We start from the raw sequence: 13,720 nt of genomic DNA on the forward strand, positions 1-13,720 counted from the left end.
TGGCCCCGGGTTGACTCATGTCCACACTTTATCGCACGACGCTGGCAATGTGCTGCCTGGCCTCGATCCTTCCACTCGGCGCCCTGGCCGCCGATGCCGAAAAACCATCCACCACCACCGAGGCACCCGTTGCCCAAGCTCCTCGCCCGCCGCTGCTGGAACGCAGCCAGGAGGATGCCCAGGCACTTGAACGGCTGGCGCCCAAGGCCGAACAGCAGACCCTTCAGGCCGGTGCCGACAGTTTCCTGGCCTTGTGGAAACCGGCCAACGACAGCGATCCACAGGGCGCGGTCATCATCGTCCCGGGGGCTGGCGAAACGGCTGACTGGCCAAACGCGGTCGGCCCGCTGCGGCAAAAGTTCCCCGATATCGGCTGGCACAGCCTGAGCATCAGCCTGCCCGACCTGCTCGCCGACAGCCCGCAGGCGCGGGTCGAGGCCAAGCCGGCTACCGAGCCGCAGCCAGACAAGGGCGAAAGCGCCCCGGCCAAGGACGTACCAGCCGATGCCAATGCCAACGTCGCCCAGGCTACCGCAGCCGATGCCGACACCGCAGAGAGCACTGACGCCAAACAGGCCAGCGAACAAACCGACCCAGCCGATGCCGAGCGCATTTTCGCCCGCCTGGATGCTGCGGTGACCTTTGCCCAGCAGCACAACGCCCGCAGCATCGTGCTGATCGGCCATGGCAGCGGCGCATATTGGGCGGCCCGCTACCTGAGCGAGAAACGGCCACCGCAGGTGCAGAAACTGGTGATGGTTGCCGCGCAGACACCGGCGCGGGTGGAGCATGACCTGGAAAGCCTGGCGCCAACCTTGAAAGTGCCGACTGCCGACATCTACTACGCCACCCGCAGCAGTGACCGCAATGCAGCCGCACAGCGCCTGCAGGCCAGCAAGCGGCAGAAGGACAGCCAGTACCGACAGTTGTCGCTAATTGCGATGCCGGGGAACAAGGCGGCCGAGCAGGAGCAACTGTTCCGCCGGGTGCGGGGGTGGATGAGTCCGCAGGGGTAAGGTTTGCCATGATGGCCCTGTCGCCGGCATGCCAGCTCCCATAGGTACGCCACAGTGTTCAGGGTCAGTGCAATACCTGTGGGAGCTGGCTTTTCGGCGATGGGGCAACCAAAGCCCACACCGCTTGCGGATCATGGCATAAGCCTGATGCAGCTCCCGGGTCCGTTCAGTCGCTTCACGCACCTGCGACTCACTGGCACCAGTACCCGCCAGCTTGTCCGGGTGATGCCGACTGACCAGTCGACGATACGCCTGCTTGACCTTGTCGCCATCGGTATCCGCCTCGACCGCCAGCAAGCGCAACGCCGCCGCATAGGTCATGGCGACCCCTTCCGGCCCCGCCGCCTTGCGTGGCTCGTACTCCAGCGACATGGCCTGCACCTGCCGCCGGCTCAGGCCCAGTTTCTGCCCCCAGTCCAGCAGCAGTTCACGCTCCTTATTGCCCATCTTGCCGTCGGCCCAGACCATGCGCCAACAGGCACGCAGGGTACCTTCGGCCGCATGCGGCTGCTGGCGAATGCGCCGCAGGTGCCCACCCAGCCGGTCCTTGCCCGCCTTGCCGCGGTTGAACGCAGCAATCGCACGCAGCCGAGCCGCTTCGGCCAGGTCCAGGCGCACCATCTCCTGGCGTGCCTGCTGAATATGCTGCTCGCCCACCCGGCCATCGCACTTGGCCAGGCGCCCGAGCATCACGAACAGCAATTCGTCGTCCTGCAACGCCGGGCGCCCGCCCAGGCGTTCGCGCATGTCCTCCCAGCCTTGCAAACGCAGGCGACGGTCCATGGCCTGTCCGAGCAACGCCCCGAGCAAGGCCCCGGGGATGCTGGCAACGGCAAAGCCGGCACCGACACCAATCACCGTGCCTGGCCACCACATGTCAGGCACGCTCGCCGATCAGGCGCTCGGCCTCGGCCAAGCGTTCGAGCGTACCGACATCAACCCAGTGCCCACGGTAGTGCTCGCCACTGACCTGGCCCGCAGCCATGGCCTGACGCAGCAACGGCGCCAGCTTGAAGGCGCCAGGCTGGCAGCCTTCGAACAGCGCCGGGTGCAGCACCGACAGCCCGCTGAAGGTCAGCGTGCCAGGCGCATCGTCACCATCGACCACCCGCTCGCCCACCAGGCGGAAGTCGCCGCGGCCGTGATGGCCAGGGTTATCGACCAGTACCAGATGGGCCAAACCTTGCAGGGGGCCCTGCAGGCGCGCGAAGTCATAGTCGGTCCAGACATCGCCGTTCACCAACAGGAACGGCGCGTCACCCAGCAATGGCAGGGCCTTGAAGATGCCACCGCCGGTTTCCAGCGGCTCTCCTTCGGGCGAATAGCGGATGCTCAGGCCGAAACGGCTGCCGTCACCCAGGTGGTCCTCGATCTGCTGGCCGAGCCAGGCATGGTTGATCACCACCTCGGTGACGCCCGCCGCAGCCAGGGCCCGCAGGTGGTACTCGATCAATGGCTGACCGGCGACCGGAACCAGCGGTTTGGGGGTGTGCAGGGTAAGCGGGCGCATGCGCTCGCCCTTGCCCGCTGCCAGGATCATTGCCTTCATGCACGCGCTCCGGCCCGCAACTCAGCAATCAGCTCACTCAGCTCCGCCAATTCGGGCCGGCGGCTGATCACTTCTTCTATATAGGCGAAGAAGCGCGGTACGTCGCCCAGGTAACGGGGTTTGCCGTCACGGTGGCAGATACGGGCGAAAATACCGATCACCTTCAGGTGGCGCTGTACACCCATCAGGTCGCTGGCACGCTGGAACGCCTCGAAATCGGCCTGCACCGGGATGCCGGCAGCCTGCGCCTTCTGCCAGTAGTCGCGCAGCCAGCCTTCGACCCGTGCCTGCGGCCAGCTGAGGAACGCGTCCTTGAACAGGCAGGTGATGTCGTAGGTGACCGGGCCATACACGGCATCCTGGAAGTCCAGCACGCCGGGGTTGGGCGTGCTCTGCATGAGGTTGCGCGGCATGTAGTCGCGGTGCACCAGCACCTTGGGCTGGGCCAGTGCGCTGTCGATCAGCAGCTGGCTGATTCGTTGCCAGGTGGCTTTCTGGGCATCGCTGAAGGCCAGCCCAAGCTCACGACCCACGTACCACTCCGGGAACAACTCGACTTCACGGCGCAACAGCGCATCGTCGTAGCTGGGCAACGGCGCGTCCATCGGCAGGCGCTGGAACGCCAGCAGCGCGTCGATGGCATCGGCGAACAGGCCGTCGGCGTTGTCCGCATCAATGATATCAAGGTATGTCTGGTGGCCCAGGTCACCCAGCAGCAGGAAGCCACGTTCCAGGTCCTGGGCATGGATCAGCGGCACGTGCACGTCGGCGCTGGCCAGCAGGTGATCGATGGCGACGAACGGTCGGCAGTTTTCCTGTGGAGGTGGTGCATCCATGATCACGAAGCTGTGGCCGGCCCCCTGCCAGCGGAAATAACGGCGGAAGCTGGCGTCGCTGCTGGCCGCGGTCAAGCTGCCTGCAGGCACGTCGCCCCAGGCATTTTTCCGGAAAAGATCATTGAGCTGCTCATCGAGCCAGACCGTCAGTTGTTGCAGGCGTACATCGTGTTCAGGCATTACAAGGGTCTCCGACGGCCCTAGCCGTCAAGCGGGTCATGCTTTATTATCCAGCATCTTTTTCAGACCATCGAGAGGCGTGCGGCCCCACACGCGGGCAGATGGCACGCAGGAAGCCCGGACTAATAAGATGGCATTGAAATCCCCCGCGTTTCGTAGAAAGTTTCCGTTGCTGGTAACCGGCGGTCTGCTGGCCCTGCAACCTCTGGCCACGTCTTACGTGGTGGCAGCCGAACAGTTCGACTGCCAAGTGTCCGCCTCCGGTGGTTGGGACTGCAAGCCCAAGACCCCAGCCAACAACCTGCCGCCGCGCCCGGTGCACGAGGGTGCTGCCGTCAGCACCGGCACCGAAGCCGCGAGCGAAGGCGAAACCGCGGATCGGCCGATGCTGGTCACCGAGGCCAAGGGCCGTGGCCTGAAGTCGCGTAGCGAAGACTACAGCCACCTGGACTGGGTTCCGCGTGAAAAGCTCACTGCCGCACAGCTGGCCGAAACCGGCCCGTACTGCGGTGGCGCCTACATCGAGCCAACCCGCCCTGGCATGGCCGACACCACGCCAAAGGACGAGTCGCCGACCTACATCAACGCCAAGGTATCCAAGTACCAGCAAGAGCAGCAGATCGCTACCCTCGCCGGTGACGTGGTGATGCGCCAGGGCAGCATGCAGGCCGAGGCCGACGAGGCCAACCTCTACCAGACCGAAAACCGTGGCGAGCTCAAGGGCAACGTCAAGATCCGTGACAACGGTTCTCTGGTGGTCGGTGACGAGGCACAGATCCAGCTCGACACGGGCGAGGCCCAGGTCGACAACGCCGAATACGTGATGCACAAGTCGCACATCCGCGGCAGTGCCCTTTACGCCAAGCGTGGCGAGAACGCCATCATCCGCCTCAAGGACGGTACGTACACCACCTGCGAACCGGGCAGCAACGCCTGGCAGCTGAAGGGCAACAACATCACCCTGAACCCGGCCACCGGTTTCGGTACCGCGACCAACGTTACGCTGCGGGTCAAGGATTTCCCGGTGTTCTACACACCGTACATCTACTTCCCGATCGACGACCGTCGCCAGTCCGGCTTCCTGCCGCCATCGTTCAGCAGCACCAGCGATACCGGCTTCATGCTGGTCACGCCGTACTACTTCAACCTGGCGCCGAACTACGATGCCACGTTGTATCCGCGCTACATGACCAAGCGCGGCCTGCTGATGGAAGGCGAGTTCCGCTACCTGACGCCTTCCAGCGAAGGCCAGTTCGGTGGCGCGTACCTCAACGACAAGAACGACGACCGTAAAGACCAGACTGACTACAAAGAGCAGCGCTGGATGGTCAACTGGCAGCACAAGGGCGGGCTGGACGAGCGCCTGATGACCGAGGTGGACTACACCGACATCAGCGACCCGTTCTATTTCCAGGACCTGGAGTCTGATCAGATCGGTGTTGAAAGCAAGGACATCCTGGATCAACAGGGTGCACTGACCTGGCGCGGCGACAGCTACACCGCGCGACTGAACGTGCACGCCCATGAAATGGCGACCATCTCCCAGATCACGCCGTACGATCGCCTGCCGCAAATCACATTCAACGGTACGCTGCCGTTCCATCCTAGCGGCTTGAACTTCGGTTACGAGACGGAAGCAGTACGCTTTGATCGCGATCTGAAAGATGACTTCGTCTTCGACGAAGATGGCAACCCAGACACCAGCGTTGGCGGCGTGCCGGGTAAGCGACTCGACGAAAATATCTTCGGCGTAGCTCGCTCCACGGGCAACCGCTTCAATGTCGCACCGTCGATCAGCCTGCCGATGGAAGCCAGCTATGGCTATATCACGCCAAAGCTGAAGTACATGTACACACATTATGACCTTGATCTGGACAGCAAGGGCAAACAAGACCTGATCGATAACCCGGGCCGGATCGATCTTTACGGTGACTTCAAGAGCAACCAGAACCGTGACGTTCCGATCTTCAGCGTCGACAGTGGCCTGTACTTCGACCGCAACACATCCATGTTCGGCACGAACTACAAGCAGACCCTCGAACCGCGCCTGTTCTATCTCTACGTTCCATACAAGGACCAGGTCGACATTCCGCTGTTTGACTCTGGGGAGACGCTCTTTAGCTACGACTCTCTGTTCCGCGACAACCGCTTCAGCGGTGTCGACCGCATCGGCGACGAGAACAAGCTGTCGCTGGGCGTGACCACCCGCTGGATCGAGGAAAACGGCTTCGAGCGCCAGAACTTCAGTATCGGCCAGGCCTACTACTTCAAAGACCGCAAGGTCCAGTTGCCAGGCATCGACTACCGCGACCGCAAAGACGCGCAATCCGATGTGTCGCCGTACGCTCTGCTGTACAACTACTATTTCAACCGCGACTGGCGCTTCAATTCGGATTTCAACTGGGACCCGGACAGCCGCAGCACCCGCTCGGGCAGCGCGATGTTCCATTATCAGCCTGAAGACAACCCGAACAAGGTGGTCAACCTCGGTTATCGCTACCGTAACGACACCATCGCCTACGACTCCACCACCGGTACCTGGAAAGTGGGCGGCGGCGACTATGGCAACCCGGGCGACCCGAACTACATCAAGGACTACTACAAGATCCAGCAGCATGACTTCTCGGTCATCTGGCCGATCGTTCCGCAGTGGAGCGTCATCGCTCGCTGGCAGCATGACTACAACCGCAACCGCACCCTGGAAGCCATGGGCGGTTTCGAGTACGACAACTGCTGCTGGAAGCTGCGTTTGATCAACCGTTACTGGATCGATTACGACGACTTCAGCCAAGCCCTTCCGACAAACGAAAAGGGCGACCACGGCATCTTCCTTCAGATCGTGCTGAAAGGCCTCGGTGGTGTAGTCGGCAACAAGGTCGAATCTTTCCTCGACCAAGGCATTCAAGGTTATCGTGAACGTGAAGACCAAGCTTATTGATCGACTGCGCCCGGCGTTGCTGGGCGTTGCATTGCTGAGTGGCGCGGTGCATGCCGCGGTACAACCTCTTGATCGCGTGGTGGCCATCGTCGACAACGACGTGGTCATGCAAAGCCAGCTGGACCAGCGTGTCCGAGAGGTGCAGCAAACCATCGCCAAGCGTGGCGGCGGCATGCCGCCTGCCAGTGCGCTGGATCAGCAGGTGCTGGAACGCCTGATCGTCGAGAACCTGCAGTTGCAGATCGGCGAGCGCTCCGGCATCCGCATCACCGACGAAGAGCTGAACCAGGCCATGGGCACCATTGCCCAGCGCAATGGCATGTCGCTGGACCAGTTCCGCGCCGCCCTGGTTCGTGACGGCATGTCGTTCGACGACGCCCGTGAGCAGGTCAAGCGCGAGATGATCATCAGCCGCGTGCGCCAGCGCCGCGTGGCCGAGCGTATCCAGGTCTCCGAGCAGGAAGTGAAGAACTTCCTCAACTCCGACCTTGGCAAGATGCAGATGTCGGAAGAGTACCGCCTGGCCAACATCCTGATCCCGACCCCGGAAGCGGCCAACTCGGAAGCCATCCAGGCCGCCGCACGCCAGGTTGGCGATGTGTACCAGCAGCTCAAGCAGGGCGCGGACTTCGGCCAGATGGCCATTGCCCGCTCCGCCAGCGAAAACGCGCTGGAAGGCGGCGAGATGGGCTGGCGTAAAGCCGGCCAGCTGCCACCAGACTTCGCCAAGATGCTCAGCAGCATGCCGGTTGGCGAAATTACCCAGCCTATCCGCATCCCCAACGGCTTCATCATCCTCAAGCTCGAGGAGAAGCGCGGTGGCAGCGAGAACGTGCTACGTGACGAAGTACACGTTCGCCACATCCTGATCAAGCCGAGCGAGATCCGCAGCGAGGCGGCCACCGAGCAACTGGCCGAGCGCCTGTACGATCGCATCAAGAGCGGCGAAGACTTCGGCGAGCTGGCGAAGAGCTTCTCGGAAGACCCGGGTTCGGCGCTCAACGGCGGCGACCTCAACTGGGTTGACCCGAACAGCCTGGTACCGGAATTCCGTGAACAGATGGCCAACGCCCAGCAAGGCGTCGTGACCAAACCGTTCAAGACCCAGTACGGCTGGCATGTCCTGGAAGTGCTGGGCCGTCGCGCCACCGACAGCACCGAGCAGGCTCGTGAGCAACAGGCCATGAACGTACTGCGCAACCGCAAGTACGACGAAGAGCTGCAGACCTGGCTGCGCCAGATCCGCGACGAGGCCTACGTTGAAATCAAGCTGCCTGGCGCTGACCAGGCCGCCCAGTGAAGCCCCTGCGCTTCGCCGTCACCCCCGGCGAGCCGGCCGGCATAGGCCCTGACCTGTGCCTGCTGCTCGCCGCAGACGCCCAGCCCCACCCCCTGATCGCCATCACCAGCCGTGACCTGCTCGCCGAGCGGGCCACGCAGCTGGGGCTGGCCGTCAACCTGCTGCCGGTAGCGCCGGGCCTATGGCCCGAGCAGCCGGCGCCAGCGGGTAGCCTGTACGTCTGGGATACCCCCCTGGCGGCCCCGGTAGTGCCGGGCCAGCTCGACAAGGCCAATGCCACGTTTGTGCTGGAAACCCTGACCCGTGCCGGGCAAGGCTGCCTGGAAGGGCATTTCGCCGGGATGATCACCGCCCCTGTACACAAGGGCGTAATCAACGAAAGCGGTATCGCCTTCTCCGGGCATACCGAATTCCTTGCCGAGCTGACCCACACCGCGCAAGTGGTGATGATGCTGGCCACCCGTGGCCTGCGCGTGGCCCTTGTGACCACGCACCTGCCGCTGCGCGACATTGCCGACGCCATCACTGCCGAGCGCGTCGAGCGTGTAACCCGTATCCTGCATGCCGACATGCGCGACAAGTTCGGCATTGCCAACCCGCGTATCCTGGTGTGCGGCCTCAACCCGCACGCGGGCGAGGGTGGCCATCTGGGCCGCGAAGAAATCGACATCATCGAGCCGACCCTGGCCCGCCTGCGCACCGAAGGCATGGACCTGCGCGGGCCGCTGCCGGCCGATACCCTGTTTACCCCCAAATATCTGGAGCACTGCGATGCGGTGCTGGCGATGTACCACGACCAGGGCCTGCCCGTACTCAAGTACAAAGGCTTCGGCGCTGCGGTCAACGTGACCCTGGGCCTGCCGATAATCCGCACGTCGGTCGACCACGGCACGGCCCTCGACCTGGCCGGCACCGGCAAGGTCGACACCGGCAGCCTGCGCGTCGCGCTGGAAACCGCCTACCAGATGGCCGAGAACCGACCATGAACGAGCAATACCAACACCGGGCGCGCAAGCGCTTCGGCCAGAACTTCCTGCACGACGCCGGCATCATCGACCGCATCCTGCGTGCCATCAACGCCAAGGCCGGCGAACATCTGCTGGAAATCGGCCCAGGCCAGGGCGCCTTGACCGAAGGCCTGCTGGGCAGCGGGGCACAACTGGACGTGGTAGAACTGGACAAGGACCTGGTGCCGATCCTGCAGCACAAGTTCGCCGACCGCAGCAATTTCCGCCTGCACCAGGGCGACGCCTTGAAGTTCGACTTCAACCAGCTAGGCGTGCCACCGCGCAGCCTCAAGGTAGTGGGCAACCTGCCCTACAACATTTCCACCCCACTGATCTTCCACCTGCTCAGCCATGCCGGGTTGATCCGCGACATGCACTTCATGCTGCAGAAGGAAGTGGTCGAGCGCATGGCCGCCGGCCCTGGCGGTGGTGACTGGGGGCGTCTGTCGATCATGGTGCAGTACCACTGCCGGGTCGAGCACCTGTTCAACGTTGGCCCTGGCGCATTCAACCCGCCGCCGAAAGTGGACTCGGCCATCGTACGCCTGGTGCCGCACGAAGTGCTGCCGTACCCGGCCAAGGACGCAAAGCTGCTGGAGCAGGTGGTACGCGAAGCCTTCAACCAGCGTCGCAAGACCCTGCGCAACACCATGAAAGGCCTGCTCGATAGCGCGGCCATCGAAGCTGCCGGCGTGGATGGCAGCCTGCGCCCTGAACAGCTGGACCTGGCCGCCTTCGTGCGCCTGGCTGACCAGTTGGCTGACCTACAAGCCTGATATCTCCTGTACCGGCCTCTTCGCGGGTAAACCCGCTCCCACAGGTACTGCACAGCTCTCAAAATCTGCGCAGTACCTTGTAGGAGCGGGTTTACCCGCGAAAGGGCCGGGACAGACAACACAATCCCCAAGCCCCTCACCGCTGGCCCTCCCCCCTCCCAATGGCCTAGACTGCATTATTGCGTCAGTTCGCCCAAGGCCCTTGCATGTCCGACCCCCGCTATCAGATCGACGTCAGCGTCGTGACCCGCTACCTCAAAGAACAATCCGACCCCGAAAACAGTCGTTTCGCTTTCGCCTACACCATCACCGTGCAGAACAATGGCTCGCTCAAGGCCAAGCTGCTGTCGCGCCACTGGCTGATCACCAACGGTGACGGCGAGGTCGAGGAGGTGCGTGGCGCCGGCGTGGTCGGCCAGCAGCCCAATATCGACCCGGGCCAGAGCCACACCTACAGCAGCGGCGCGGTCATCAGCACCCGCGTGGGCACCATGCAGGGCAGCTACCAGATGTTCGCCGAAGACGGCAAACGCTTCGATGCCGAGATCGCCCCCTTCCGCCTGGCGGTGCCCGGGGCGCTGCACTGATGGCTACCTATGCCGTCGGTGACCTGCAGGGCTGCCTGCAGCCACTCAAGTGCCTGCTCGAACGGGTCAATTTCAACCCCGCCGTCGACCACCTGTGGCTGGTCGGCGACCTGGTTAACCGCGGCCCCGAGTCACTGGAAACCCTGCGCTTCCTTTATTCGATCCGCCAGTCGCTGGTGTGCGTGCTAGGAAACCATGACCTGCACCTGCTGGCCGCCTGGCATAACGTCGAACGCCTGAAGAAAAGCGACACCCTGCGCGAGATCATCGAAGCGCCTGACGCCGACCAGCTGTTCGACTGGCTGCGCCAGCAAAAGCTGCTGCATTACGACGAACCCCGCGGCATTGCCCTGGTTCACGCCGGCATTCCACCGCAATGGACCTTGGGCAAAGCCCTGGAGTTGGCCGCCGAGGTCGAGGAAGTGCTGCGCGACGACGAGCGCCTGAAACTGTACCTTGACGGCATGTACGGCAACGAGCCGAACAAGTGGAGCAAAAGCCTCACCGGCATCGAACGCCTGCGGGTCATCACCAACTGCCTCACGCGCATGCGCTTCTGCACCGCCGAGGGCAAGCTCGACCTCAAGAGCAAGGAAGGCCTGGATACCGCCCCCAAAGGCTACAAGCCCTGGTACGCACACAAAGGCCGCCGCTCGCGCCACGTGAAGATCATCTTCGGCCACTGGGCCGCCCTGCAGGGGCAGGTCGACGAGCCCGGCATCATCGCCCTGGACACCGGTTGCGTATGGGGCGGTGCCATGACCCTGTACAACGTCGACAGCGGCGAATACCACCGCTGTGACTGCAGCGACGACGGCAACTTACGCCTCCCCACCCAAACGCCTACACTGAACGATCAATCCTGAAGGAAGCCGTACCCATGAGCGAATTCAAGCGCATCCCTCCCGAACAGGCCCTGGCCCTTCGCGCGCAAGGTGCGGTAGTCGTCGACATTCGCGACCCGCAGGCCTTTGCCGCCGGCCACATCACTGGCGCCAAGCATCTGGATAACCATTCTGTTGCCGAGTTCATCCGCAATGCCGACCTCGACGCCCCAACCCTGGTGGTGTGCTACCACGGCAATTCCAGCCAGAGCGCTGCGGCCTATCTGGTGAACCAGGGTTTCTCGGACGTATACAGCGTCGACGGCGGCTTTGAGCTGTGGCGCGCCACCTACCCGGCCGAAACCGCCCAGGGCACTGCTGAATAATTTTTTCATTTTTACTGCAGCCCGCGCCCCATGCGGGCTTGCGGCTTATCTGACGAACGGTCGTTCGCAACTTCTCCGCCCCTCGCCCTTGACCTTGCGGATAACCAACTATTCTTAAGCGCAGGCCATCCAGAAAAAGGGGAGAGCCGGTACACCGGCGTGCGGGTCATCGGTAGCGTTAAAGGGTGTTCTGGGGGGTATACAGCAATCGGCAGCCCCGGTTGCATGCCAGCATCAGCTGACTGATCCGGCGTCGTCTCCACGTATCGAGCGAGGTGACGTCATGAGTATTTTTAGCCACTTCCAACAACGTTTCGAGTCTACGCGCCAGGAAGAACTCTCGCTGCAGGAGTACCTCGAGCTGTGCAAAGAGGATCGCAGTGCCTACGCATCGGCGGCCGAACGGCTGTTGCTGGCCATCGGTGAGCCGGAGCTGATCGACACCTCAACCAACTCCAGACTGTCGCGAATCTTCTCCAACAAGGTTATCCGCCGCTATCCGGCCTTTGCCGACTTCCATGGCATGGAAGAGTGCATCGACCAGATCGTGTCCTACTTCCGCCACGCCGCCCAAGGCCTGGAGGAAAAGAAACAGATCCTCTATCTGCTGGGCCCGGTGGGCGGCGGTAAGTCGTCGCTGGCCGAAAAACTCAAGCAGCTGATGGAAAAGGTACCGTTCTACGCCATCAAGGGCTCGCCGGTATTCGAGTCGCCATTGGGCCTGTTCAATGCCACCGAAGACGGGGCCATTCTCGAGGAAGAGTTTGGCATCCCGCGGCGCTACCTGAACACCATCATGTCGCCCTGGGCCACCAAGCGCCTGCAGGAGTTCGGCGGCGACATCAGCAAGTTCAAGGTGGTGAAGCTGTACCCGTCGATCCTCAACCAGATCGCCATCGCCAAGACCGAACCTGGCGACGAGAACAACCAGGACATTTCGGCCCTGGTCGGCAAGGTCGATATCCGCAAGCTCGAGGAATTCCCGCAGAACGACGCCGACGCATATGCCTATTCGGGCGCGCTGTGCCGGGCCAACCAGGGCCTGATGGAATTCGTCGAGATGTTCAAGGCCCCGATCAAGGTCCTGCACCCGTTGCTTACCGCCACCCAGGAAGGCAACTACAACAGTACCGAAGGCCTCGGCGCCATCCCCTACTCCGGGATTCTGCTGGCCCACTCCAACGAATCGGAGTGGCACACCTTCCGTAACAACAAGAACAACGAGGCGTTCATCGACCGGATCTACATCGTCAAGGTGCCGTACTGCCTGCGCGTCAGCGACGAAATCAAGATCTACGACAAGCTGCTGATCAACAGCTCGCTGGCCAAGGCGCACTGCGCGCCAGACACGCTGAAGATGCTTGCCCAGTTCACCGTGCTGTCGCGCCTGAAAGAGCCGGAAAACTCCAACATCTACTCGAAGATGCGGGTGTACGACGGGGAGAACCTCAAGGACACCGATCCGAAGGCCAAGTCGATCCAGGAGTACCGCGATGCGGCCGGCGTCGACGAAGGCATGAACGGCCTATCGACCCGCTTCGCATTCAAGATCCTGTCCAAGGTGTTCAACTTCGACCCACATGAAGTGGCCGCCAACCCGGTGCACCTGCTGTATGTGCTGGAGCAGCAGATCGAGCAGGAACAGTTCCCGGCCGAGGTGCGCGAACGCTACCTGCGCTACCTGAAGGAATACCTGGCCCCGCGCTACATCGAGTTCATCGGCAAGGAGATCCAGACCGCCTACCTGGAGTCCTACAGCGAATACGGCCAGAACATCTTCGACCGCTACGTGCTGTACGCAGACTTCTGGATCCAGGACCAGGAATACCGCGACCCGGAAACCGGCGAAATCCTCAACCGTATCGCCCTCAACGAAGAACTGGAGAAGATCGAGAAGCCGGCCGGCATCAGCAACCCGAAAGATTTCCGCAACGAAATCGTCAACTTCGTGCTGCGTGCCCGTGCCAACAACAACGGCAAGAACCCGAGCTGGCTGAGCTACGAAAAGCTGCGGGTGGTGATCGAGAAGAAAATGTTCTCCAACACCGAAGACCTGCTGCCGGTCATCAGCTTCAACGCCAAGGCAAGCAAGGAGGACCAACAGAAACACAACGACTTCGTCACGCGTATGGTGGAGCGTGGCTACACCGACAAACAGGTTCGTCTGCTGTCGGAATGGTACCTGCGGGTCAGGAAATCGCAATAAAGCGACAAGCTACCCACCGCGCGCCCAGGGCTGCTATGCCAGCCCTGGGCGGCGGCAGCTGCTTTGCTGCCTTTATATGCAGCAGCTCGTAGCTTGAAGCGTGCAGCTGTTCCCA

At 62.5% G+C, this 13,720-nt stretch carries 11 protein-coding genes and 1 pseudogene; 9 read left to right on the top strand and 3 right to left on the bottom strand.

Going from position 1 to position 13,720, the window contains the following annotated elements:
• Positions 1-17 precede the first annotated feature (17 nt).
• Entirely contained in the window at positions 18-1,016 is a 999-nt protein-coding gene (locus ACLCGK_RS12320) for an alpha/beta hydrolase family protein (RefSeq protein ID WP_410952085.1), read from the top strand.
• Between the two features lie 111 nt (positions 1,017-1,127).
• On the opposite strand, the pseudogene ACLCGK_RS12325 reads toward ACLCGK_RS12320, so the two are convergent.
• The 3 genes and pseudogenes from ACLCGK_RS12325 to ACLCGK_RS12335 form a co-directional block, all read right to left on the bottom strand.
• Positions 1,128-1,892, bottom strand: a pseudogene (locus ACLCGK_RS12325) (TerB family tellurite resistance protein); the annotation flags it as partial.
• Position 1,893: 1 nt separating this feature from the next.
• Entirely contained in the window at positions 1,894-2,565 is a 672-nt protein-coding gene (gene murU, locus ACLCGK_RS12330) for an N-acetylmuramate alpha-1-phosphate uridylyltransferase MurU (protein WP_410952086.1), read from the bottom strand.
• Positions 2,562-3,581 carry an aminoglycoside phosphotransferase family protein gene (locus ACLCGK_RS12335; RefSeq protein ID WP_013970595.1) on the bottom strand — a complete coding sequence of 340 codons (1,020 nt, stop codon included), beginning with the start codon at positions 3,579-3,581 and terminating at the stop codon, positions 2,562-2,564. Before ACLCGK_RS12335 ends, murU begins: the two co-directional genes overlap by 4 nt.
• 130 nt (positions 3,582-3,711) lie before the next feature.
• Here ACLCGK_RS12335 and ACLCGK_RS12340 point away from each other — a divergent pair, with 130 nt between their 5' ends.
• The 8 genes from ACLCGK_RS12340 (at position 3,712) to ACLCGK_RS12375 (ending at position 13,605) form a co-directional block, all read left to right on the top strand.
• Positions 3,712-6,519 (top strand): LPS-assembly protein LptD, encoded by a 2,808-nt coding sequence (locus tag ACLCGK_RS12340; RefSeq protein ID WP_397462105.1) that lies wholly within the window; start codon positions 3,712-3,714, stop codon positions 6,517-6,519.
• Positions 6,500-7,819 carry a peptidylprolyl isomerase gene (locus ACLCGK_RS12345; RefSeq protein ID WP_410952087.1) on the top strand — a complete coding sequence of 440 codons (1,320 nt, stop codon included), beginning with the start codon at positions 6,500-6,502 and terminating at the stop codon, positions 7,817-7,819. Before ACLCGK_RS12340 ends, ACLCGK_RS12345 begins: the two co-directional genes overlap by 20 nt.
• Positions 7,816-8,805 (top strand): 4-hydroxythreonine-4-phosphate dehydrogenase PdxA, encoded by a 990-nt coding sequence (pdxA, locus tag ACLCGK_RS12350; RefSeq protein WP_410952088.1) that lies wholly within the window; start codon positions 7,816-7,818, stop codon positions 8,803-8,805. Before ACLCGK_RS12345 ends, pdxA begins: the two co-directional genes overlap by 4 nt.
• Positions 8,802-9,602: a 16S rRNA (adenine(1518)-N(6)/adenine(1519)-N(6))-dimethyltransferase RsmA gene (gene rsmA, locus ACLCGK_RS12355; protein ID WP_410952089.1), complete on the top strand. Its 801-nt coding sequence runs from the start codon at positions 8,802-8,804 to the stop codon at positions 9,600-9,602. Before pdxA ends, rsmA begins: the two co-directional genes overlap by 4 nt.
• 206 nt (positions 9,603-9,808) lie before the next feature.
• Positions 9,809-10,189: a Co2+/Mg2+ efflux protein ApaG gene (gene apaG, locus ACLCGK_RS12360; RefSeq protein ID WP_012270198.1), complete on the top strand. Its 381-nt coding sequence runs from the start codon at positions 9,809-9,811 to the stop codon at positions 10,187-10,189.
• Positions 10,189-11,055 (top strand): symmetrical bis(5'-nucleosyl)-tetraphosphatase, encoded by an 867-nt coding sequence (locus tag ACLCGK_RS12365; protein WP_410952090.1) that lies wholly within the window; start codon positions 10,189-10,191, stop codon positions 11,053-11,055. The genes apaG and ACLCGK_RS12365 overlap by 1 nt, the downstream gene beginning before the upstream one ends.
• Positions 11,056-11,069: 14 nt before the next feature.
• Positions 11,070-11,399, top strand: a complete 330-nt coding sequence (gene glpE / locus ACLCGK_RS12370; RefSeq protein ID WP_061303896.1) for a thiosulfate sulfurtransferase GlpE — start codon at positions 11,070-11,072, stop codon at positions 11,397-11,399.
• A gap of 283 nt (positions 11,400-11,682) precedes the next feature.
• Complete coding sequence (locus ACLCGK_RS12375; RefSeq protein ID WP_015268718.1) at positions 11,683-13,605, top strand: PrkA family serine protein kinase; 1,923 nt, start codon at positions 11,683-11,685, stop codon at positions 13,603-13,605.
• The last annotated feature ends 115 nt before the right edge of the window (positions 13,606-13,720 follow it).

It is taken from the genome of Pseudomonas sp. S1(2024), from assembly GCF_046557535.1.